We start from the raw sequence: 21,001 nt of genomic DNA, 5'->3' as shown, positions 1-21,001 counted from the left end.
CTGTGACCTATCGCCGCATGTAAATGTTTATTTCATTTACAGAAATCTAATTAATCCAACTATGTCTGCTACATCCGACGTGAATTTCATTCATCATTTCCTAAACGTGTTCCAGGCGTTCTACAAAGATCGCCTCCTGCGCCCCACCCACCTCTGCCTGTACACGGCATTGTTTATCCACTGGAATAAAGCCCGGTGGGAAAATCCATTTGATATCTTCCGCCCCAAGATCATGAAGCTCTCCAAGATCGGTTCCTTAAACACCTACTACCGGTGCATGAAAGACTTAAACGAATGGGGCTATATCGATTACTTCCCATCGTCCAGTCAAAGTGTGCCGAGTATGGTCGTACTGCACCGGTATGATAAGGTTACGTCCATTGATTCGGCTGTCAAAAGTGATACGGGTCCTGGCAAGTTACCTGTCAAAAGCGATAGCGCTCCTGACGAACCCACTGTCAAAAGTGAAAGTGCAGGTGGTATAGCCCCTGTACCAGAGGTGATACCTTATAGTATAAACTCTATAAGCGATGTAAGCAATGTAAGCTCTGTAAACGGAACGACAGCACACACCCAGAATCACACAGGACAAGAGGATGTTGAAAATCTTAGTACCCCACAAGCGGTCACGAAAAAAAAAGCGGGCGCGGGGGTCGGCCGGGGTAAGCCGGAGAGCCTGGAAGAGGTCACAGCATTTTTTCTTTCGATCAACTCGAACGAAAGCGAAGCGGCGCATTTTTTCCACCACTACAATGCCGTCGACTGGGTCAAGGGCAACAACCTGCCCGTAAAAAACTGGCACTCCACCGCCGAAGCGTGGCTTCGCAATTCCCCCCGCTTCAAGTCCTCACAACCTGGCGGCCCTACACCCGGTTCATTGCAAACACCCGGTACACCCGGCGTTACAAAAAACTATGATATCAAACTCTAACACGCTACACCTATGTCATCCTCCGACTTCACCTGGTGCCTGAGTTTCCTTGAGAAACGAGGCCAGGAACTTTACGGTCCAAAATTCCGCCTGCACGCTGTAGACCATCCCCTGATCTACAAGTTGCTAATCTATTTCCTGAAGTACGAAAAACAAGCCTGCCGCCTCGAAATCGACCTCGACAAAGGCCTCCTGTTGTCGGGACCGGTCGGCTGCGGCAAGACCGCCCTCATGACGCTGATGACGTACATTCCCGGTCCCGAGCGCAACTTCATCCTGCGTGGCTGCCGCGATATCGGCTTCGAGTTTATGGAAGAAGGCTACACCGTCATTCAACGATATAGTCGCTTGTCCTATTACCGCGACCGCCCCAGGATCTATTGCTTCGACGACCTCGGCTCGGAACGCAACCTGAAATATTTTGGCAATGAATGCAATGTACTCGGCGAGATCATGCTAAGCCGCAACGAGCTCTACGTCGCGCAAGGCATGATCACACACATCACCACCAACTACCACGCCAACGACCTGGAAGCCGCCTACGGCGACCGCATGCGCTCTCGCTTCCGCCAGCAGTTCAACTTGTTTATATTCTCACCCGAGACGTTCGATAAACGGTAACACAACCCGACCAGACAAACTCGCATCGTGCGATTTGTCTGGTCATTTTTATCTTCTCAGAGTATCTTTTTTCTGTACTACGCTGTAGCCGCGTGTACATATTTTCCATGGCTCGGTATCGCCAGTGCCTCAAAGTGCTCTACCAGCCGCTCAAGTCCTTCGCGTAATTCAACCCCTTCCATATAATGCCCATGTCCCGCAACAACCAGCTCCGGATGAAGCGCTGCGAGTCGAATCACGGCGTCACGCGCAGCCGGCCAATTGGTTGTCAGGTACCGCGGCGGACCATTTACTTCTGTCTTTTGAAACAACACTTTATACAGTGAGTCCTGCCGAACGGTAACAACAGCGTCGCCGCTGAGCAACGTTCGATCGGATTCACGAAACAACGACACGTGGCCGGGAGAGTGGCCGGGTGTATGGATCCATTCCCAGCCCGGCATGTTCGGAACGCTTCCTTCAGAGGGTAGCGGCTGAAGTACTTCCTGGATATCGACCGGCTCGATGGGATATAAAAACGATAATTTTGCCAGTAGCCCCCCTTCGACGGTAACGTCGGGTTCCGGATACGCTGTCTTGCCGGTGAGATACGGAAATTCCAACGGATGCGCATACACCGGCACACGCCAGGTGTTCAGCAACGCTACAAGGCTTCCTACATGGTCGAAATGGCCATGGGTAAGTACGATCGCTGCCGGCGGCGTATCGCCGAAGCGCTCCCTGCAGACCTTCAAAATCTCCTCGGCGCTTTTGGGCATGCCCGCATCCACGAGTACCCAGTGACCGTTGTCAGGATGCCCTACCAGCACAATGTTTACAATCTGATTTGTATAATAATATACATCATCACGAACGAGTCTTCCCACGCCACTCGCACGGGATGTCATCGGAATATATTTGCTGTCGCTACCAGGATGCATAGTCGTTTTGGTTTATAGCGCAAAATCCCCCAACCGTGAGTTCAGTGGAAAACTATGCGCCATAGATAATCGCTATAAATCCGTTCCCGCATATCCACTGCCATGGCCGTGTTGTCTTACGACGCGTAATGGCTTTTCAGATCCGGGTTTCCCGGTATATTCACCTCACCATGCGATCAAACGGTTCCACAACAAAGCGGGGAAGTGTTTCATCGATTCAACATTGGTTCCACCAATATTCTATTACTCCTGCCGGCAGCACTGACACGTATTACCGGTTCAATGCACTCAGAAATCTTTCAGGGTAACGTGTACCCGAAACAACGCCCGCCGGCATGATCGCTTCCAGGCGCTGTAAGTCCGCTTTGCTTAGCGGTATATTTTCAGAAGCTATGTTCTCTTCCAGGTGTTTAATCCGTTTCGAGCCGGGAATCGTGATGACATCTTCACCTTGCGCCAGCACCCAGGCAATCGCCAGCTGCGCCGGTGTACAGCCTTTCTCAGCAGCCATGCTCTTTATCTGGTTCACCAGCTCCAGGTTCTTATAAAAATTTTCAGCTTGAAAACGCGGCATGTTCACCCGGCTATCGGTAAGATCTTCCGGCTTCTGAAACTCGCCGCTTAAGAAGCCCCGACTCAGTGGCGCATACGCTACCAGACCAATGCCCAGCTCGCGAAGTGCCGGTAACACGTCCGCTTCAATGTCACGGCTCCACAGCGAGTATTCAATTTGCAGGGCGGCAATGGGATGCACCGCGGCAGCCTTCCGGATGGATTCAGCAGAAGCTTCCGAGAGGCCGATATACCGGATGATACCCTTCTGCACAAGATCCGCCAGCGCACCGACGGTCTCTTCGATGGGGATCTTCGGATCGACCCGGGCCGGTGTATATAGATCAATGTAGTCTGTCTTCAGCCGCCGCAGGCTATAGAACACGGCATGACGAAGATAGTCGGGATGTGTATGCACCGGACCAGGTGCCATGCCGCCGTTGGGCGCAGCGGTAACAAGCTGACCCGTCTTGACGGAAAGGAATGCCTTGTCGCGTTTACCTTCGATCGCCCGGCCAATCAGTTGTTCATTGTGGCCGATGGCGTAGTAGTCGGCAGTATCTAAAAAATTGTGGCCAAGCTCCAGCGCCCGCTCCAGCGTGGCGATTGCTTCCCGCTCGTCCGACTGACCGTAGGCACCGGACATGCCCATACAGCCTAACCCTACCGCGGATACCTGCGGGCCGTTTGTTCCTAATGTTCTGTTCATAGCTTCGAGTTTTTTATGCCCCAAAGGTTGACAGAACAGGCACAGAAGCGCCGGACAAAATCTATTCGTTGCTGGACAAATCCTGGAAGAAGGCCGCCACGGTCTGGCCCGTGACCTTTTTAAATAAGCGGGAGAAATAATCGGGATCGCTGAAGCCCAGCTCGAAGGCAAGCTCTTTAACCGAAGTACTTTCACCATAATACAACCGGCGCCGGGCCTCGAGGATCAGGCGGTGGGTCATAAATTCTTTCGGCGATTGACCGGAGTAGTGTTTTACGATGGTATATAAGCTGTTCGGATTCAGCGCAAGCTCTTCCGCAATGGCTTCCACTTTCGGGTGGTCGGTCAGGTTGTTTTCGACAAAGACTTTAAACGCAATGTATTTAGAGAGCTTGCTGTCTGCAGGGCTTTTGTCGGCCGCAAAATACGCGGTGTTGATCTCTGTTAACAGGCTGTTCAAATGTGCCACGATCAACTCGGGATCACCGTCCATCGTGCTTAATAAACCGAGCAAGATCTCCGCGATCGGTTTTAGCCTGGCGACCGCAGCGGGTGTCAGGTGAATCTTTTGACTGTTTAGCGGGTTGACCAGGAAAGGATATTGCCGGGGCAACAACGCAAGGCAGTTCTCATCAAACCCGATCTTAAAATAGTCTCCTCCCCTTTTCGCTTTGGGCAGCTCATGAATCTGGTTCGGCAGAATAAAAAGCAATTCGTTGTTACCAACATCGTACGGCTGCAGGTCGATCACGTGGCGGGCACTGCCCTGCAGCATCAGGAGAAAAAAGTAATGCGCATTCCGGTGCGTGGGACCAAATGCAGACACCACCTGCGACGACAGGTGGCCAAAGCCCGGCGACACCATGCGAATAGCCAGCTTGCGGTTTTGCTTAAAGCGGTCCAGAAAACGCTCCATACTTTCCATACAGTGGTCCGAAGATATGAATTTAGCGCCGGTTATCGCGGGGCACTCCCAAGTTGATTCTCTAAACAGCCTGCGAAGGTTATCAAATCAATTGACGCGGCCTGGCAATGGCAAAAGATTGGACATGTTGAAAAGAAGCATAGTAACGTGAAGCATGTTAAAAGCTGACGACAAAAGCGTAAGTTGTACTGAATTCAATTTACAGTCTATGCTTTGTTATTTACGCTTTCTAACGTATGCCTCCTGTGTTTTTGGTTTTTCCGTATACGGACAGGTTGATTTTACCTCTTCCAATCTCCCCATTCTGGTAATCGATACGCATGGCCAGGCTATTCTCGATGATCCCAAGATCACGGCCGATCTGGGCATTATAGATAACGGCCCCGGGCAACGTAATAACATGAGCGATGCCTTCCATGGATATGTTGGCAAGATCGGCATCGAGCTTCGCGGCTCCACCTCCCAGGACTTTCCCAAGAAACCGTATGGTTTGGAGTTACGCGATGATGCTGGCGAGGGCGTCAGCGCGTCCTTGCTGGGCATGCCTGCGGAAGAGGACTGGGCGCTCGTCGCCACATACAACGACAAAAGCTTACTGCGCGATGCGTTAGCCTATAAGCTCGGCCGCGACCTCGGGCGTTATGCCGCGCGTACACGCTTTTGCGAGCTGGTGATGAAAAAAGATGTTGTGATCGAGGGAGTTCCTGCAAAAGAGAACGTTTACATGGGAATTTACATGCTTACCGAAAAGATCAAGCGCGACAAGAACCGCGTTGATATCAGCAAGCTCGACCCGGAAGAGATTAGCGGAGATGATCTTACCGGCGGCTATATTCTGAAGATCGATAAATACACCGGCGACAGCGGAACCGGTTTCTCCTCGCAGATCGCTCCGCCTAACCGCAGTGGCAACCAGTCAATTTCTTTCCAGTACGAATACCCTGAACACGATGAGATCGTGAGTGAACAGCGGCAGTATATTCAAACGTTCATCCGGAATTTTGAAACCACGTTAAACGGCAGCACCTATCAGGACGAGACCAATGGTTATGCGAAGTATATCGACGTCAATTCTTTTGTCGATTTCCTGATCATAAACGAGCTCAGCAAGAATGTAGATGGATACAGGCTGAGCACATTCATGTACAAGGATAAGGATTCCAACGGAGGTAAAATGGTGATGGGCCCTGTATGGGATTTTAATCTTGCCTTTGGTAACGCCGACTACTGCCAGGGAGCGCCGGTATCGGGATGGATGTACAATTTCAACAGCGTTTGCGGCGATGACGGGTTTCTCATTCCGTTCTGGTGGAAGCGTCTGTTGGCTGATCCGAATTTCAGGGAACGCCTCTCCCTGCGGTGGGCGGAGTTGCGCGCCGGTGTTTTCAGTACATCGTCTATACACCGTTACATCGATTCTGTTGCCAATGTACTCGATGATGAAGCCGTGGGGCGCAATTTCACGAAGTGGCCTGTACTGGGCGTGAAGATCTGGCCTAACTTTTACGTGGGGGCTACGTACCAGCAAGAAGTCGACTGGCTGAAAGACTGGGTGCGTCAGCGTACTTCCTGGCTGGACGCCAATATGCCATCTGTCGTCACGGCGATAGGCGATGAAGCTCGGGAGAAGAGTTTCTCCCTGTCGGCATACCCCAATCCGTTTACCAGCGAATTGACGTTGGAGTATACGGTACGCAATCCATGCCAGGTCACCCTGGAGCTCTTCAATTCGCTCGGGCAGCGCGTGGCGCTCATTGAACAGGATCATGTCACCCCGGGCACCCATCTTGCTGTATTTAACCCCGCCGGCATGGGAGCTGGCGTATACTACTTCAAAGCGGGTACATCCCAGGATCACAGCACGGTTATTCGTCGTATCATAAAAAGACATGACTAAAGCTTTGCTATATTTGGCAAATGACAACCCTTGACAAGCTGCTGGGAATCCGGTATCCCATCATTTTAGCACCGATGTTCCTCATCTCTAATAGTCGCATGGTTATTGCCGCCTTGCGCAGTGGCATAACGGCGGCGTTTCCGGCGCTTAATTATAGAACGGACGAGGAGCTTAGAGCAGCCATTCGTGAGATCAGGCAAGCATCCGATAAACCGTTTGGTGTGAATCTCATCGTAAACCGCTCCAATCTTAAGTACAAAGCACAACTCAAAACGTTGCTGGAGTTAAAAATTGATTTCATTATAACTTCCCTGGGTAGCCCCCAGGAAGTGATTGAGCAATGCAAGCCGTTAGGAATAAAAGTCTTTTGTGATGTTGTTGACTTGAAATACGCGAAAAAAGTGGAGGCCATGGGTGCAGACGCGGTGATTGCGGTCAACAACCGGGCCGGAGGACATGCCGGGGCAATGTCGCCGTATGAGCTTGTGACACTGTTAAAGAACAACTGCGGCATTCCCGTAATTTCTGCCGGTGGTGTTGCGACAGGGAAAGATCTTAAACAAGTGCTCGACTGGGGTGCCGCGGGAGCGTCGATCGGAACTATTTTTATCGCGTGCGAAGAATCGGATATCACACCTGAATACAAACAGGCGATGATCGATTATGGAGAAAAAGATATTGTCATGACAACGAAGCTCTCCGGCTCACCGCTCACGGTCATCAACACACCCTACGTTCAACAGCTCGGTACAAAAGCTAATCTTTTAGAGTTAATCCTCAATAGCAACAAGACCTTAAAGAAGTATGCTAAAATGCTCATCGCCTTCCGTGGGATGAAAGCGGTTGAAAAAGCTGCGTTCGGAGCTACCTATAAAACCGTGTGGTGCGCCGGCCCTGCCATTGAGCACGTAAAGAGTATACAGCCGATAGCGGACATTATACATACGGTCACACGACAATTTGATGAAGTTTCGAACGAGCCACCGAACGTGTCGCGTCGCTAAAGCCAGGGCCCCTTCGCGGGGCCCTGGCCTAACTATTCATCCTACTCCACATCCTCCTCCGGATCGTCGTCTGGCGCTGGCGCACCTTCCTCTTTCTCCACGGCCGTCTGACTCACCGCTGTCAACACCGTACCCGCTACGGTGAGATATCCGGCCACGGTCACCAGCACCGCCGGCACGGCGATGGGTGCGGCGATGATCGCTCCACTGGCGGCCACCAGCGACAGCCCGATTGCGCGCAGCACGCGGAAGAACTTTGGCGTGGGCGCTTTTACTCTGTCTACTATGTTCATGTTTTTTTATTGGTTATACATGTTACTACAATACTGTCGGCGTTCTGGAGCGAGGGGAGCTCGATCGTGTGGCACACCGGTGTGCCTACGTGTCGAATCTCCCCATTGGTTCCGTCAGGGTAATAGGTCCTGAACAGTTCCAGCTCCATTACACTTACGCGTCTGCATCCACCGCGACCACGGCCAGCGCGTTGAAGGCGCCGTCGTTGAGCGCGTACATCGCGCCGTTACATACCTGCGAGAACTCGATGCCCAGCACCACTACCAGCGGGTTTACGCCGCCGACGGCGACTTCCAGCGGCAGGTTGATCGCCACGGGCACTTCCAGCGTCGTCAGGGTCTCTTCGCTCTCGGCCACCACGCTGGTGTAGCGGTCGCCGGCAAAGTCCAGCCCCGATACGCTTGCCACCAGGCGGAAGTTTGTAGCGCCTACGGGCGCGGCGATCAGCTCGGCCGGCACAAACTGCGGCACGTTGATCGTCACCGATCCTGCGGCACGGTCAACTGCCACGCTATACTGCGCCAGCAACGTCTGCCGAAGCTTGCCGTCGATGTTAAACTCGAAGCCCTGCAGCTTGCTCATGTCGCCGTCCACTACGTTGCGCGCACCGCGCAGGCTCGTGGTGTCGGCGTGGATCACCTCCACGAACTTTTGCGTCAATCGGCTAGCCACCCGGCTATCGGACGAGTTTCTAACCAATGCGCGAAACGCTGTGCGCAACAGCCGCCCCGCCTGGCCGGCGCGACCGAATTCAGGTCCGAGCTCGCGAGTACGGGCAAAGCCCGGCTCGGTACGAATGCGCTTTGCATCCACGCCACCCTTTTGACGCGCCAGGTGTCCATCCTGCGCGGTTTTGTAAAAGGACAAACCACCCAGCTTGCCTTTCAATAAAAGTACTCCGTCTTGTCTTGCCATATATACTAATTTTCTTGTTTCTGATCCGTCGTGTCTGGCACACTTCGGTTAAGCCGTCGTTGCAACAACAGCACAAAAGAGCGATGTATATTTTCATTTTGAAAGCGACACTTCCGCGGATAGCCGAAACTTCCTAAAACTTCCGGAAATGGTATAAAACTTCCGCAACGCGTTTCAGTGGATGTATCTTAAATAGTATACATCCGTATATTTGAATATGAAATTCGACCGAATCATGTTATACTCAACGGACGTCGCACGTCTGACCGGAAGAAGTGAACGCCAGGCACGAACGATGATTGCCCGGATTCGCCTGGATATAGGCAAAGCACCCGGCCAGCCTATCACCGTTCAGGAATACTGCCAGTACACCGGCATCTCCGAAGACGAGGTTATACGCCATCTGAGTAAATAGTGTACAGCGCCACCCGGCGGTATATACCTGAATATTATTCGCTGTCACGTGCCGATCACTTCCGGTACACCTGATAACCACCTGTAGTATCACTTTTGACAGGTCTTTGGCACATCTCTTTGAAATATTTTTCCGTTAGTTTACAACATGGCTGATCGGGCGTTAATAGCGGCCAGGGAGTTGCCGAAAAATGGCCGGCTACTTCCCGTATACTTCGAGTGATCCAAACGGATATCCTATAAATGTCCCATAGATGTCCTACGGATGTTCTTACCCTTTAAAAGGTAAGAACATCCATGGACCATCCGTAGACCTGGCGTGTGCCGGGACAACAGGAGGCGGGCACTATCCGGCACGCGCGCAGAACTTTGTAACCAACTTTAAAAAAACGATATGGCATTTCTGAAAGACATCACCTTCACCGGCAGCCTTGGCGATTTTAGCGCTTATAAAATGAAGGGCTCCGACAAAATCATTCTGCGCCGAAAAGGCGGCCCTAAAAAAGAAACGGTCAACAACGCAAAATCCTATGCGCTGAATCGCTTGCATCGGCAGGAGTTCGGTGGCAGCGCCACGCTGGGCAAATATGTACGCTTTATGCTCGGCGCTAACCGCACGATATCAAACTATAACATTACGGCGCGATTGAATAGTATATTAAAACACGTCAAGCGACAGGACACCGAAGGCGAGCTGGGCAAGCGAGCGTTGAGGCTGTCTTCCGTTCCGACCTTATTGCAGGGCTTTCCCTTAAACAAACAAAACACCTTTGACACGATCATGCCTCCCACGGTACGTTGGTCTATCGCGCGCGAAACGCGCTCGGCGCACATCGAGCTGCCGGAGCTGATTCGCGGTACTAATTTCAATCCGTCTAATCAGCAACCGTTCTTTTGCGTTACGGCTGTACTCGGCATCGTGCCCGACATCCTTTATAGCGAAGCCCGGACAGCCTATGGCCCACCCGAATGGTTCGATGGCATGTATACGCCGGTGTCGGTATCGAGCCCGTGGTATCCTGCTAAAAGCGGAGCACCGCCGATTACGCTGGAACTAAGCGCGAACATGACGCCACCCGACGACGCGTATACGCTCGTGCTCTCGATTGCTGTGCGCTTTGGCGCGCTCTACGCAAACGACAAGATCGAGTTGTTGGACTACATGGGTGCCGCTAAAATTTTGGGAGCAATGTGATGCCGTACGAATTAGCGGCTGATATTCAAAGCATTACGCTCATCACACAAATCACTTAACAGGAGGTTGGTACCATTTTTTTGCAACTTGGACAGGAGTTGTATTCTAATTCGGCTTATAAATTGTAATATTATTATAAGATAATCTGCGAAAAACAGATTATCTTGTAAAAAAAATACATTTGTTATGGATTTTGTAGACCGGATCAGGCAATATGCTCATCAGCCACTGACGCATCAACTGCTTCTGTCTGTATTGAAGTCTTTCAAGCAACCCAACGACAAAATTCATAAACTGATGCGTGATGGGTTTATTGAACCAGTCAAAAAAGGGCTTTACGTAGCTGGACCGCGGCTAAACTCCGGAAAGCCTGAGCCTTTTTTATTGGCTAACCATATTCTGGGGCCGAGTTATGTTTCCATGGAGACCGCGCTGGCATACCACGGTTTCATCCCCGAACGCGTTTATGAAATAGCCTCGGCAACAACAAAAACATCTCGCAAATTTGTAACTGCCGTAGGGACATTTACCTATACCAGGATCGCTTTGCCATACTATGCCTTCGGCATACAACGGGAGATGCTGTCGGAAGACCAGTATGCCATGGTGGCGTCACCCGAAAAGGCTATCTGTGACAAAGTCATTACCACGGCGGGCCTACTACTGCGGAGCAAGAAAAGTGCCCGGGAGTTTTTGTTGGAAAACATGCGCATGGATGAAGATAAGTTAAGCGAGCTCAATACGGAAAAAATGTCTACCTGGGTCGGACACTCGATCAAGGAAGAAAGTTTACAAATGTTGATTGATGCTATCCGCGATTTATGATGATAAAAGATTGGCTCGCCGAATATAAACCTCAAAACAAAGATGAAGCCCATGCTGCCCTTCGTGAGATCATGCAGGAGGTGGCCCTGGCAGGATTGTACCGTGCGGGCTTCTTTGAGAAAGCAGCCTTTTACGGTGGGACAGCGCTGCGAATTTTTTACAACCTCGATCGTTTTTCCGAGGATCTTGACTTCTCACTGCTGGAAGTGAATACCGAATTTTCCCTTGATCGATACCTGGACGCTGTCCATGCTGAATTTGAATCGTTGGGCATGAAGGTTTCCATCCGGGACAAAAAGAAAACGATTGAAAGTCAGGTTGAATCTGCATTTCTTAAAGCCGAGACGATATGGAAAGAACTTATCCTGGAAGGAGTGCTTCCTCAAGCCGGTTTGAGTCAGCCTGTAAACATTAAAATCAAGATCGAAGTAGATACCCTCCCACCCCCGGGTTTTGAAACAGAAGAAAAGTTATTACTAAAGCCGTTTTCATTCTATGTGCGGTGTTTTTCTCTTCCATTTTTGTATGCCGGAAAAATGCACGCGTTGTTGTTTAGAAAATGGAAAAATAATGTGAAGGGGCGTGACTGGTATGACCTTGAGTGGTATATAAAAAACAAGACATCGTTGCACCTGGGGCACTTCGTCGAACGTGCGAAGGCTAGTGGAGATTTACCCGACGAAGCTTTTACGGAAAAGGATTTTAGAGCGCTCCTGGCCAGGAAGATCGACGCGGTGAATATGGAGAAAGTGAAAGGCGATATAATCCGGTTTATTCCAGATGGCAGGAAGCTGGAAATATGGTCGCCTAAGTATTTTCACGATCTTTCCAGGCAGCTGGTTGTGCACGCGTAAGAACGGCAGTCACTGACACGTAGCCGTTTTTAGTCCAACATGCGCTGCAGGATTTCACACCGCGCTTCCTGGACTCCCGAAAATTCAGCAACATCCATACAAATGCATACGAAAGCCTAAGATCTGCCGGAGCTCGTCCTGGAGCTCAACATAAGAATTTGGTTTCACGAGGAATTTGTCAGCCCCGGCGTCAATTGCCGCCTTCACTTCAACAGCATTCGACGTAGTGGAGAATATTACGATCGGAGTGTGTTTATAGCGACTTGTAGCGCGTACGCTTTTGACGCACTCAATTCCCGTCATCATCGGCATATTGAGGTCAAAAAACATGGCGTCTGGCGGGGTCGGTAGCTCCTCCAAAATTCGCAAAGCGTCAAACGCAGTGTTGGCAAAAATGATCGTCGCGTTTGGATCTAACGCTAAAACGACTTCGCGAAAAATCTCCTGGTCTTCCTGATCGTCATCAGCATAAAAAATTGTCATACGAGGAATTTATATGTCTTGGATGAACTACTTTTTTGAGCGAAGTACCATAGGTCTCGGAACGCCGGTGTAAACGTCAGGCTTGTCTGAGCAAACGTTGAATTTCCCTGCACAGCTGGGGCGATACATCATTACTTTTCACCTTCAAGATCACGATCTCCAGCATTGCTTTTATCAACTTCACGCTATCCGGTTTTGTAACAAAACAAAGAGCGCCCAGGTCGAAGGCAGTTCGTTTTTCTTTTTCGCCGGATGATGTCGAATATACAATGACCGGTATATCACCATATGTACTGTCACCCTTCAGCTTTTTCAGCACATCCCAGCCATTCATGACCGGCATATTGATATCGAGAAAAATTATATTGGGTCTATTCGGGGCATCCGAGAGCGCTTCTATCGCCTCTTCGCCGTCTTCGACACCTTCGTACAGCACGTTGGCGTCGACCGAGGCCAACGCCTCGGAAAAAATTTCGCGGTCGTCTTTATCATCGTCGGCAAGAAGAATCTTAGTAGCTTTGGACATATTATAGTATGCTGTTTTGTTGTTTGATGGGCAACGTTACGATAAAAGCGCTTCCCTTATTTTCTTCACTGGTTCCACGGATGGTGCCGTGGTGACGTTCGGTTATTTTTTTGCATAGTGCCAATCCCAAACCGGTTCCTTCGTACCGGTCTTTGGGATGCAGCCTGGAAAAAGCGTCGAAGATTTTTTCGGCATACACTTCGTTGAAACCGATTCCGTTGTCTTGTACCGTTACCTCTGCCATCGGGGCGGCGGCGCTACCGTTGACTTTGGCGGAAACGATAATGTGAGGCGTGTCTTTTGAGAACTTCAGCGCGTTGTTGATCAGGTTGTAGAAAAGCTGGTAAATAAGGACGCCGGCACCGTCAATGATCGGCAATTTACCTTTCTCCAGGATGGCCTGCTTTTGCTGGAGCAACATTTCCAGGTCGGATTCGATGCTGGCGATAACGTCGTTCAGATCGACCGACTCAATCTCCTGGCCGCCTTCGTTGACCGAGGAGTATTTCAAAACGCCATCGATCATGTCGTACATGCGCGTCGATGCCGTGCGCATTTTGTCGAGATAGGCCCGGCCTTTCCCAGGCAGCAACTCGCCATATTCGTCATCGAGCCGGTTGATGAACGTCTTCATCTTCCGCACCGGTTCCTTGAGGTCGTGGCTGGCAACGTGCGCAAACTGCTGAAGGTCTTCATTCGACCGGCGCAGCTCGACCGTTCGTTCTTCCACAATCGCTTCCAGGTGCGCTGACAGCTCACGATATTTTCGCTCGCTGTCTTCAATCTCCCGGCGGGCAACGACCTGCGCCGTAATGTCGGTGGCCATAACGTTCACGCCGGTAACCGGGCCGTTAGGCTCCTGGATGGGTTGGTAGAGATAGTTGTAATACACTTCGTGGGCAACGCCATCTTTATAGATAACCGCTTTCTCCTCCTTTCCGTGGTAGGCCTTGCCCGAGGTGAACACATCGTCGAGGATGCGGGGAAAGCGTTGACCGGCCAGCTCGGGCAGCACCTCCAGTAACGTTTTTCCCACGATCTCTTCCGTTTTTCCCCACGAGGCCAGCAGCGGCTCGTTCACAAACGTGATGCGCATCTCGCGGCCCTGCAGAAACAGGAAAATACTGGGAGAGCCCGTCAGCACCAGGCGGAACAGCCTTTCACTGTCTTCGATCTTCTTCCTGGTCAGAACCTGCTCGGTAACGTCGATGGCGAAATTCAGCACGCCCTGGATGTTGCCTTTCAGGTCGTACCATGGCTGGTAAATATAGTTGAAGTAGCACTCTTTGGGCGGTCCGCCATGGCCCGCGAATGTCACGTGCCTTTCATTTTCATAGATGGTCTTGCCCTCGTAATATACTTGGTTGAGCTGTTGCATGATGGGCTGGTCTTTCAGCTCGGGAAGGGCCTCCAGTATAGCCATGCCTGTGAAGTCCACATCGCCGAAGACTTCCTTGTTCTTCGGATGAAATAATTCGTACCGAAAATCCTTGCCTCTGAACACGTTTATGATGGCTGGCGCCTCCAGGAAGAGCCGGTAAAACTGCAGCTCCGTTTCGCGCCGGACCTGGTTAATCCGGATATGGTTGCTCACCCGTACCATCAGCTCGCGCGCGGAGAACGGTTTGACCAGGTAATCATCCGCGCCGGCATCGAGCCCCTCGACCTTTGCCTCTTCACCGGCACGCGCGGACAGAAAGATCAGAGGGGTATTTTTTACTTCGGCGTGGCTACGCACTTTCTTCAGCAATCCAAATCCGTCGAGCCGCGGCATCATGATATCGGAGAGCACGAGGTCGGGTCGGAATTCGAGGACTTTACGAAAAGCATCTTCGCCGTCGACGGCGGTTGCCACGTCAAACTGCTCGGACAGGAGCCGCGCCAGGTAACTTCGCATATCGGCGTTGTCGTCGGCCAGCAGTACTTTGCTTCTGTCGCCCTGCACCTGGCTGCGATTGTTCGGTTGGTGCTCGCGTGACTGTTCAGCGGGAAGCCACTTCAGCGCTTCTTCGACAAATGCCGTAGAGTGGTTAAAAAGATCGCTTTGGTTAAATGATTCCTCAATTTGCTCACTGTTCAGGTGGCTCTTTCCAACGGGGACGGACACGGTAAAGACGGACCCCTCACCCGGGGTGCTCGTTACGGTGATCTTACCGAAATGTAGTTTGACGAGCTCCTTCACCATGGCTAGCCCGATGCCGGATCCCTCCTCGCTGCGGCCGCCCGGGTTATCCACACGGTGGAACCGGCTGAAGATCTTATCCAGCTGCCCGGCGGGTATGCCAATGCCCATATCGGCTACCGACACTTCGACGGCATCGCCGCGCTGACCGACGGAGACGGTAATTTCGCCTTGCTTGCTGTATTTAAATGCGTTTGATACGAGGTTAAGAATAATGCGCTCCCACATGTCGGGGTCTACATATACCGGGCCCGTTACCGGATGGCATACCATGTTCAGGTGCATGCCGGCCCGCTCGACCGCCGACCGGAACGTGCTGGCCAGATCTGTGGTGAGCGCAGCGATATTGACCTGCCGGAATTTACCCTCTATCCGACCCGCCTCGATGCGTGAGAATTCCAGCAGCGTATTGACCAGCTTCTGCATGCGCAGCGCGTTGCGGTAGGCCACGTCCATTCTGGCTTTGTTCTCGGGATCGAGATTGGGGTCCCCCAGTGCATCCTCTACAGGCGCCAGCAACAACGTGAGCGGCGTGCGGAACTCGTGGCTGATGTTGGCGAAGAATGTCGTCTTGGCCTTGTCCAGCGCCGCGAGCGCCTCGGCCCTTTTACGCTCCTGGATGAGCGAGTGAACATTGGCGAAGCTACTGGCAATCTGGTCGGCCACCAGCATAAAAAAACCGCGGTACTTGTCGTCCAGCAGACGGTAGGGGTTCAGCCCGATGATTAGCAGGCCATAGGGATCCGGTGCAGAAGGTTGTGCGATCGGAAGGACTATTAATTTTTCCGGGCTCACGGCCCAGGCGCCCCTGGGCAGGGCACCCACTTTCCGGGTAACATCTTCAAACAGCTGCAGTTGCCGTGTACCCAGGGCGTGGCGCAAGGTATTCGCGATCTCATGATCAGCACGCAGGTCGATTTCCGCTTGTACAATGGACGCCGCTTCGCCCAGGTTTGTCGAGCCGGCCAGCGTTGCCCTGTCGTTGGAAACCGTGCGGAACAGCGCAAAGGGAAAGTCGTGGGGATTCTGCTCGAAGGTTTTGATACTGTTCGAAATGACTTCTGCGACCGAACCGCAATCGGCCAGGTTCTTTGCAAGCTGGGTCAGTGTTGCCAGCTGGCGCTCGCCTATTATGCGCTCCGTGTCATCGGTATTGGCACAGATCATGCCGGCTGTGCCGCCCTGGTCGCCGGGAATGGGTGTATAGGAGAATGTATAATAGGTCTCTTCCGGATACCCGTTGCGTTCCATGATCAGCAGCTGGCATTCCACGTACGTCCCTTCGTCTTCTTCCATTACCTGCCGGAGCATCGGTCCGATGTCCTTCCAGATGTCTTTCCAAACTTCAGACGCCGGTGTGCCGAGGGCCCACGGATGTTTGCCGCGGACGATATCCTTATAGGGGTCGTTGTAAAGCTTGATAAGGTCCCTTCCCCAGCCGATCCAGATAGGCTGACGAGAGGTCAGCATGATCCGCACGCAGGTGCGAAGACTTTGTGGCCACGATTCTACGGGGCCGAGTGGCGTGTTCGCCCAATTATATTCACGAATTCGCTGGCCCATCTCACCCCCGCCTGCCAAAAATTCGGGGGTGACATTTGGCCTGGCCGAAGTTGGAGAGTCCATGCGTTTATGGTAAGGGCCTGAAAAATTGAGTGCGGTAAGATGGCCAATAAATATTTTAAATACAACGGATGCCCGATGGCATCGGACCGCCTCAGGAAAGTTCTTCTGCATTCGCAAGAAGCTGGCAACGGTAGGTTAGTTCTTTCGGCAGTACCGTCTTCTCTGGTAACAATTCGATCGATCCGACGGCAGTCTTTTGGAGTATGGCATACTATTTTTCAGCAGAAGTCGGAGCCTGAAAGATGAAGAGGAGCTCACTATGGAAAGCATTTATAAAATCTTTGATCAGGCACCTGTCGTCATCGGTTTTGTGCGGGGTGAGGAGTATGTGTTAGAATTCGCAAACGATGCGTTATTGAAAGTTTGGAAGGTAGACGCAACGGTGTTTGGCAAATCGCTTTTCGCAGTGTTCCCGGAGCTGGAAAGGCAGGGTTTCCGCCATCTTTTGGACAATGTTCGGAAAACCGGCAACCCTTTCAGTGCCTATGAGTACCCCATTCAATTTGAACGGCGTGATGTCGTTGACATCTATTATTTTGATTTCATCTATCAACCCTTTTATGAAGCCGGTGAAATAACGGGCGTCATCGCCGTGGGATACGACGTGACGGAGAAAGTTGTTGCGAAGCAATCCGCACAGCGTGGAGAAAAGAGATGGACGGAGCTTGCCAACTCTATGCCGGTGATCGTTTGGACGGCCGATGAGCAAGGCCGCATCGACTTTTGCAATGAGCTGTGGTACCGCACCACGGGGCTCACCCCGGAAGAAACGCACGGCTTTGGGTGGATGAGCGTGTTGCATCCGGACGATCTGGATAAATGCGTGGATGCCTGGCACCATGCGCTGGCTCGCCATACTCCCTACGCCATGGAAGCTCGCTACAGGACAAAAGAAGGCGACTACAAATGGTTCCTGACACGTGGCCTGCCGGTGATCGAAGATGGGAACCTGATAAGCTGGTATGGCACCAGCACCGACATTACTGACCAAAAAGATACCGAACAACGACTCGACGCGCTTGTAACAGGCAGAACATTAAAACTTGAAAAGACACTCGAGGAGCTGCAGTATTCCAATGCGAACCTTGAACAGTTTGCCTATGCTGCGTCACATGATTTACGCGAGCCGCTTCGCAAATCCCAATTCTATCTCGATCGCTTAAAAGAAGGGCTGAGGTCGCAGCTGAACGAAAATCAGCTGCAACTATTCGAGCGTCTCGAAAATTCGCAACGGCGGATGCAGAACTTAATTGAAGATCTGCTGGACTACTCACAAGCTGCAAAAGGCACATCGCAAAAAGAACAGGTTGATTTAAACAAGGTTCTTCAGACAGTGCTGGAGGACCTGGAGCTGGAAATTGAAACGAGAAGCGCCACGGTCGATATCCATCCGCTCCCTATACTCCTTGCAAGCAAACGCCAGATGCATCAATTGTTTCAGAATTTAATCGGCAACGCATTGAAATATAGCAAGACGGCCGTGGCGCCGTCGATCTCCGTAACGTCCACCGTGGTTACCGGCGGCGAGTTTCAGGCGTATTGTGCGGCAGGCGATTATGAAAAGGTATTTCATCACATCAAGGTAACTGACAACGGCATTGGTTTCGACCAAAAGGATGCCGACAAGATCTTTATGGTATTTACCCGGCTTCATTCGTCTGAGCAATACCGCGGGTCAGGTATTGGCCTGTCGATTGTACGAAAGGTAGTCGAATCGCATGACGGTTATATCTGGTCTGAAAGCGAGCTTGGGCAAGGCGCTGTGTTTCATCTATTGCTTCCACTTATGGCGAAGGATCAGCAGACGTGAGTATACTCAGGCTTTGCTCTTATATTGGTTTATTACTGCGTCATCCCATACCTGGGCTTCTATGTATTTATCATATTTACATTCTTCCACTGCATGTGATTTTTCCTCTGACGGCAGTCCGTATTCATCGATCAGATCCTTTATTTCACTTAACAAAAAAACCCGTCCGTTACAATCTTTTCTATACGTTGCAAGTTTTGGCTCATCGTAAAACTGAAACGACACCATGCTATCGGGATACGTAAAACTTATATGATCGGGTTGAAAGTCCGCTAACGGAATTTTTATTACGCCGGGATTTACATACCATGATTTTGCCCAATCACATTCTCCCAGCGTAAAATAGAAAGGGTCATTTCTGCCTGGCCTCCCACCTTTCAGGATAAACTGCTCTTTAATTCTGGATTCCAATGAAAATCTTAAATCGATATAGTTGGCCGGCCTTTTACTATTCCATCCTTTCGAGATACGACGCTGGATATTTTCTGCTTTTTCGTACCCATGTTCAGTAATATTTCGGAATGGTCCATGGTCGATCTCGTAATAATGGAATAGAAATTCAGGCAAGCACTTAATCATAATCAGGTCAAAACTAAACGATCTTTCTATAAAAACCTCCCCCCGGCTTAGTTAAGAAACCTCTGAATCGGCGTTCAGTTCATCGTTCATAGCCTGCAGCTGTTCGAGCTCTGTCAGGTCTGCCTTGAATTTCTGCACATGGCGTTGCTTAAAGGCTCCTACCCTGTGCGCAATGTAAAATAAGGCCACGGCAATGCTTATCGGGATAAGACGTTCCGCCAGGGCGGGCCATACGCCCAAACGTTCGATATTCTTGGGAAGAAATGATAGCGGAAAAAGGACAAGCTGTGAAAACACAAACACACGTATAATATACGTGATAAACTTACGAGGCCTTTCATACACGGCTATGATGTCTTTCAACGCGCTGCTTAGGGTTGCCTGCGATAGGGTAATATTATCGAGACTTCTATAGTGTCTTGCGGTGGTGATGGTCATCATGAGCAGGCAGACGCAATAGATCCATGCGGGAATGTATTGTGACGTGTACACATAATCGAATGGGTTCCCCGTGATGATGGCAATCCCGAATGCAAGGCATACGGTCATCCACGCGAAGCCTGCGAGGTAATTGCGCTTGACCGTCGCGAAGCGCGAACCGGAGCGCTCGGTAATCATACTTACAATAAGCCTGTCGCTGAGTGCCTTCGATGATTGCAGTCGCGTGTCATAAGCTTTCCAGGCTGTTTTTATTTCTTCGAGATTCATGACGGTAATGTTTTGATGATTTGTTCGAGTTTTGATTTGATACGATTGAGTTTTACCCCCACGTTCGATGTGGTGATGCCCAGGATGTCGGCAATCTCCCGATAGCTCTTCTCTTCGAGGTACAGCATCATGAGCGCCTTTTCAATGTTGGTGAGCCGTTGAATGGCCTCCTTCAACATGGCGACTGAATCGCTTTCATCCTCCAGGCTTTCCCATGCAGGCACCAGCGCTTCGTCGGAAGTCAATGCCTGTAATGCAGGGCGCCGCAGGATCTGCCGGACGTACGAAATGGCCGTGTTCAATGCGATTCTGTACATCCATGTTGTGACGCGCGCCTCCCCTCGGAACGTAGGGTAGGCACGCCACAGCTGGAGCACGATCTCCTGGAAGAGATCCTGCTGGTATTCGCGCTCCCGCTCATAAACATGGCAAACCTTATAAAGAAGGCCACGATTTTGATTGACCAGGGCGATAAAGTCTTTTTCCATAGTTGCCAGATCAGTCGCCTGCGATGTTCAAAATCTTACGAGCCAAACCAGTTTATTTTAAATACTGTTCAAAAATAGCCGGCCGGTCTAACGATTGGCCTGGTTACGATTCTCTCTCAAACATGGCGTGCCGCGCTTGAAGATCCTGCCAGGAATTCGAGGAGCGAGTAGTCGGTCGGTTTTGGCCAGGTTATGACTGGAATTACCTTGAAGAAGATCAGGTACGCTGTGACCAGTGGAAAACGGTCGCGGCATCAGCGTCGACGTCGTGCTCCATGTCAGCCTTGCCAAACCCTTCTACCAATATCCTCCCGGATCTATGCACGAGCGCGATTCCCGCGGCGGGTGTTCCTGTTCAGCGAGTACGCCGGCGAACTCTCTTTTTAACCTGCCGATTGTACTGTCGGGAAAGATATCGACTGCTCTCCCGCGATTGCCCGGAAAGATCGAACGCCGTAAAAATGCTGAGAAGCGCCCAAAGGAGTAAGGAAAATGGTGAGGTTTCGCGTGTCATACGAACAAGACGGTATCCGCGATTTATGT

General features: G+C 51.2%; 20 protein-coding genes. 9 read left to right on the top strand and 11 right to left on the bottom strand.

Annotated elements, in window-relative coordinates; translation table 11 throughout:
• The first annotated feature begins 61 nt into the window (after positions 1–61).
• Together KK062_RS06940 and KK062_RS06935 are read left to right on the top strand one after the other, a co-directional pair.
• Positions 62–931 (top strand): hypothetical protein, encoded by an 870-nt coding sequence (locus tag KK062_RS06940; RefSeq protein ID WP_254083539.1) that lies wholly within the window; start codon positions 62–64, stop codon positions 929–931.
• A gap of 12 nt (positions 932–943) precedes the next feature.
• Positions 944–1,552, top strand: a complete 609-nt coding sequence (locus KK062_RS06935; protein WP_254083538.1) for an ATPase — start codon at positions 944–946, stop codon at positions 1,550–1,552.
• A 77-nt stretch (positions 1,553–1,629) separates the two neighbouring features.
• Here KK062_RS06935 and KK062_RS06930 read toward each other — a convergent pair whose 3' ends face one another.
• The 3 genes from KK062_RS06930 to KK062_RS06920 all read right to left on the bottom strand — a co-directional run bounded on the left by KK062_RS06930 (position 1,630) and on the right by KK062_RS06920 (position 4,649).
• Complete coding sequence (locus tag KK062_RS06930) at positions 1,630–2,472, bottom strand: MBL fold metallo-hydrolase (RefSeq protein ID WP_254083537.1); 843 nt, start codon at positions 2,470–2,472, stop codon at positions 1,630–1,632.
• A 271-nt stretch (positions 2,473–2,743) separates the two neighbouring features.
• Positions 2,744–3,733 carry an aldo/keto reductase gene (locus KK062_RS06925; protein WP_254083536.1) on the bottom strand — a complete coding sequence of 330 codons (990 nt, stop codon included), beginning with the start codon at positions 3,731–3,733 and terminating at the stop codon, positions 2,744–2,746.
• A 61-nt stretch (positions 3,734–3,794) separates the two neighbouring features.
• Positions 3,795–4,649, bottom strand: coding sequence for an AraC family transcriptional regulator (locus KK062_RS06920; protein WP_254083535.1), 855 nt, complete (start codon positions 4,647–4,649; stop codon positions 3,795–3,797).
• Positions 4,650–4,866: 217 nt separating this feature from the next.
• Between KK062_RS06920 and KK062_RS06915 the strand changes: the two genes are divergently transcribed.
• Together KK062_RS06915 and KK062_RS06910 are read left to right on the top strand one after the other, a co-directional pair.
• Positions 4,867–6,555 (top strand): CotH kinase family protein, encoded by a 1,689-nt coding sequence (locus tag KK062_RS06915; RefSeq protein ID WP_254083534.1) that lies wholly within the window; start codon positions 4,867–4,869, stop codon positions 6,553–6,555.
• A 20-nt stretch (positions 6,556–6,575) separates the two neighbouring features.
• Complete coding sequence (locus KK062_RS06910; protein ID WP_254083533.1) at positions 6,576–7,559, top strand: NAD(P)H-dependent flavin oxidoreductase; 984 nt, start codon at positions 6,576–6,578, stop codon at positions 7,557–7,559.
• A gap of 41 nt (positions 7,560–7,600) precedes the next feature.
• Here KK062_RS06910 and KK062_RS06905 read toward each other — a convergent pair whose 3' ends face one another.
• Positions 7,601–7,852 carry a hypothetical protein gene (locus tag KK062_RS06905; RefSeq protein WP_254083532.1) on the bottom strand — a complete coding sequence of 84 codons (252 nt, stop codon included), beginning with the start codon at positions 7,850–7,852 and terminating at the stop codon, positions 7,601–7,603.
• A gap of 154 nt (positions 7,853–8,006) precedes the next feature.
• Complete coding sequence (locus KK062_RS06900) at positions 8,007–8,768, bottom strand: hypothetical protein (RefSeq protein ID WP_254083531.1); 762 nt, start codon at positions 8,766–8,768, stop codon at positions 8,007–8,009.
• Between the two features lie 217 nt (positions 8,769–8,985).
• Here KK062_RS06900 and KK062_RS06895 point away from each other — a divergent pair, with 217 nt between their 5' ends.
• The 4 genes from KK062_RS06895 to KK062_RS06880 all read left to right on the top strand — a co-directional run bounded on the left by KK062_RS06895 (position 8,986) and on the right by KK062_RS06880 (position 12,056).
• Positions 8,986–9,183: a hypothetical protein gene (locus tag KK062_RS06895; protein ID WP_254083530.1), complete on the top strand. Its 198-nt coding sequence runs from the start codon at positions 8,986–8,988 to the stop codon at positions 9,181–9,183.
• A 393-nt stretch (positions 9,184–9,576) separates the two neighbouring features.
• Positions 9,577–10,377, top strand: coding sequence for a hypothetical protein (locus KK062_RS06890; RefSeq protein ID WP_254083529.1), 801 nt, complete (start codon positions 9,577–9,579; stop codon positions 10,375–10,377).
• 186 nt (positions 10,378–10,563) lie between these two features.
• Entirely contained in the window at positions 10,564–11,202 is a 639-nt protein-coding gene (locus KK062_RS06885) for a type IV toxin-antitoxin system AbiEi family antitoxin domain-containing protein (protein WP_254083528.1), read from the top strand.
• Positions 11,199–12,056: a nucleotidyl transferase AbiEii/AbiGii toxin family protein gene (locus tag KK062_RS06880; RefSeq protein WP_254083527.1), complete on the top strand. Its 858-nt coding sequence runs from the start codon at positions 11,199–11,201 to the stop codon at positions 12,054–12,056. The genes KK062_RS06885 and KK062_RS06880 overlap by 4 nt, the downstream gene beginning before the upstream one ends.
• 84 nt (positions 12,057–12,140) lie before the next feature.
• Here the strand turns inward: KK062_RS06880 and KK062_RS06875 are convergent, their stop codons facing one another.
• From KK062_RS06875 to KK062_RS06865, 3 genes are all read right to left on the bottom strand, one after another.
• Positions 12,141–12,539 (bottom strand): response regulator, encoded by a 399-nt coding sequence (locus tag KK062_RS06875; RefSeq protein WP_254083526.1) that lies wholly within the window; start codon positions 12,537–12,539, stop codon positions 12,141–12,143.
• Positions 12,540–12,615: 76 nt separating this feature from the next.
• On the bottom strand, positions 12,616–13,065 hold the full coding sequence (locus tag KK062_RS06870) for a response regulator (RefSeq protein ID WP_254083525.1): 450 nt from the start codon (positions 13,063–13,065) through the stop codon (positions 12,616–12,618).
• Between the two features lies 1 nt (position 13,066).
• Complete coding sequence (locus KK062_RS06865; RefSeq protein WP_254083524.1) at positions 13,067–16,873, bottom strand: ATP-binding protein; 3,807 nt, start codon at positions 16,871–16,873, stop codon at positions 13,067–13,069.
• A gap of 259 nt (positions 16,874–17,132) precedes the next feature.
• Here KK062_RS06865 and KK062_RS06860 point away from each other — a divergent pair, with 259 nt between their 5' ends.
• The gene (locus tag KK062_RS06860; protein WP_254083523.1) at positions 17,133–18,683 is read left to right on the top strand and encodes a sensor histidine kinase; all 1,551 of its coding nucleotides are present in this window, start codon (positions 17,133–17,135) and stop codon (positions 18,681–18,683) included.
• Positions 18,684–18,689: 6 nt separating this feature from the next.
• On the opposite strand, the gene KK062_RS06855 is transcribed toward KK062_RS06860, so the two are convergent.
• The 3 genes from KK062_RS06855 to KK062_RS06845 form a co-directional block, all read right to left on the bottom strand.
• Positions 18,690–19,250, bottom strand: coding sequence for a hypothetical protein (locus tag KK062_RS06855; protein WP_254083522.1), 561 nt, complete (start codon positions 19,248–19,250; stop codon positions 18,690–18,692).
• Between the two features lie 63 nt (positions 19,251–19,313).
• Positions 19,314–19,970, bottom strand: coding sequence for a hypothetical protein (locus KK062_RS06850; RefSeq protein WP_254083521.1), 657 nt, complete (start codon positions 19,968–19,970; stop codon positions 19,314–19,316).
• Positions 19,967–20,458, bottom strand: coding sequence for an RNA polymerase sigma factor (locus KK062_RS06845; RefSeq protein ID WP_254083520.1), 492 nt, complete (start codon positions 20,456–20,458; stop codon positions 19,967–19,969). Before KK062_RS06845 ends, KK062_RS06850 begins: the two co-directional genes overlap by 4 nt.
• Between the last annotated feature and the right edge of the window lie 543 nt (positions 20,459–21,001).

The sequence above is a fragment of the Dawidia cretensis genome (genome assembly GCF_018598175.1).
Classification (GTDB): Bacteria; Bacteroidota; Bacteroidia; order Cytophagales; family Cyclobacteriaceae; genus Ohtaekwangia; species Ohtaekwangia cretensis.
Note: the sequence above shows the minus strand (reverse complement) of the source record. Positions and strands in the feature narration are given on the sequence as shown.

Coding starts and splice junctions, on each gene's coding strand:
- KK062_RS06940 (WP_254083539.1), top strand. CDS start 62: ATGTCTGCTACATCCGACGTGAATTTCATTCATCATTTCCTAAACGTG.
- KK062_RS06935 (WP_254083538.1), top strand. CDS start 944: ATGTCATCCTCCGACTTCACCTGGTGCCTGAGTTTCCTTGAGAAACGA.
- KK062_RS06930 (WP_254083537.1), bottom strand. CDS start 2,472: ATGCATCCTGGTAGCGACAGCAAATATATTCCGATGACATCCCGTGCG.
- KK062_RS06925 (WP_254083536.1), bottom strand. CDS start 3,733: ATGAACAGAACATTAGGAACAAACGGCCCGCAGGTATCCGCGGTAGGG.
- KK062_RS06920 (WP_254083535.1), bottom strand. CDS start 4,649: ATGGAGCGTTTTCTGGACCGCTTTAAGCAAAACCGCAAGCTGGCTATT.
- KK062_RS06915 (WP_254083534.1), top strand. CDS start 4,867: ATGCTTTGTTATTTACGCTTTCTAACGTATGCCTCCTGTGTTTTTGGT.
- KK062_RS06910 (WP_254083533.1), top strand. CDS start 6,576: ATGACAACCCTTGACAAGCTGCTGGGAATCCGGTATCCCATCATTTTA.
- KK062_RS06905 (WP_254083532.1), bottom strand. CDS start 7,852: ATGAACATAGTAGACAGAGTAAAAGCGCCCACGCCAAAGTTCTTCCGC.
- KK062_RS06900 (WP_254083531.1), bottom strand. CDS start 8,768: ATGGCAAGACAAGACGGAGTACTTTTATTGAAAGGCAAGCTGGGTGGT.
- KK062_RS06895 (WP_254083530.1), top strand. CDS start 8,986: ATGAAATTCGACCGAATCATGTTATACTCAACGGACGTCGCACGTCTG.
- KK062_RS06890 (WP_254083529.1), top strand. CDS start 9,577: ATGGCATTTCTGAAAGACATCACCTTCACCGGCAGCCTTGGCGATTTT.
- KK062_RS06885 (WP_254083528.1), top strand. CDS start 10,564: ATGGATTTTGTAGACCGGATCAGGCAATATGCTCATCAGCCACTGACG.
- KK062_RS06880 (WP_254083527.1), top strand. CDS start 11,199: ATGATGATAAAAGATTGGCTCGCCGAATATAAACCTCAAAACAAAGAT.
- KK062_RS06875 (WP_254083526.1), bottom strand. CDS start 12,539: ATGACAATTTTTTATGCTGATGACGATCAGGAAGACCAGGAGATTTTT.
- KK062_RS06870 (WP_254083525.1), bottom strand. CDS start 13,065: ATGTCCAAAGCTACTAAGATTCTTCTTGCCGACGATGATAAAGACGAC.
- KK062_RS06865 (WP_254083524.1), bottom strand. CDS start 16,873: ATGGACTCTCCAACTTCGGCCAGGCCAAATGTCACCCCCGAATTTTTG.
- KK062_RS06860 (WP_254083523.1), top strand. CDS start 17,133: ATGGAAAGCATTTATAAAATCTTTGATCAGGCACCTGTCGTCATCGGT.
- KK062_RS06850 (WP_254083521.1), bottom strand. CDS start 19,970: ATGAATCTCGAAGAAATAAAAACAGCCTGGAAAGCTTATGACACGCGA.
- KK062_RS06845 (WP_254083520.1), bottom strand. CDS start 20,458: ATGGAAAAAGACTTTATCGCCCTGGTCAATCAAAATCGTGGCCTTCTT.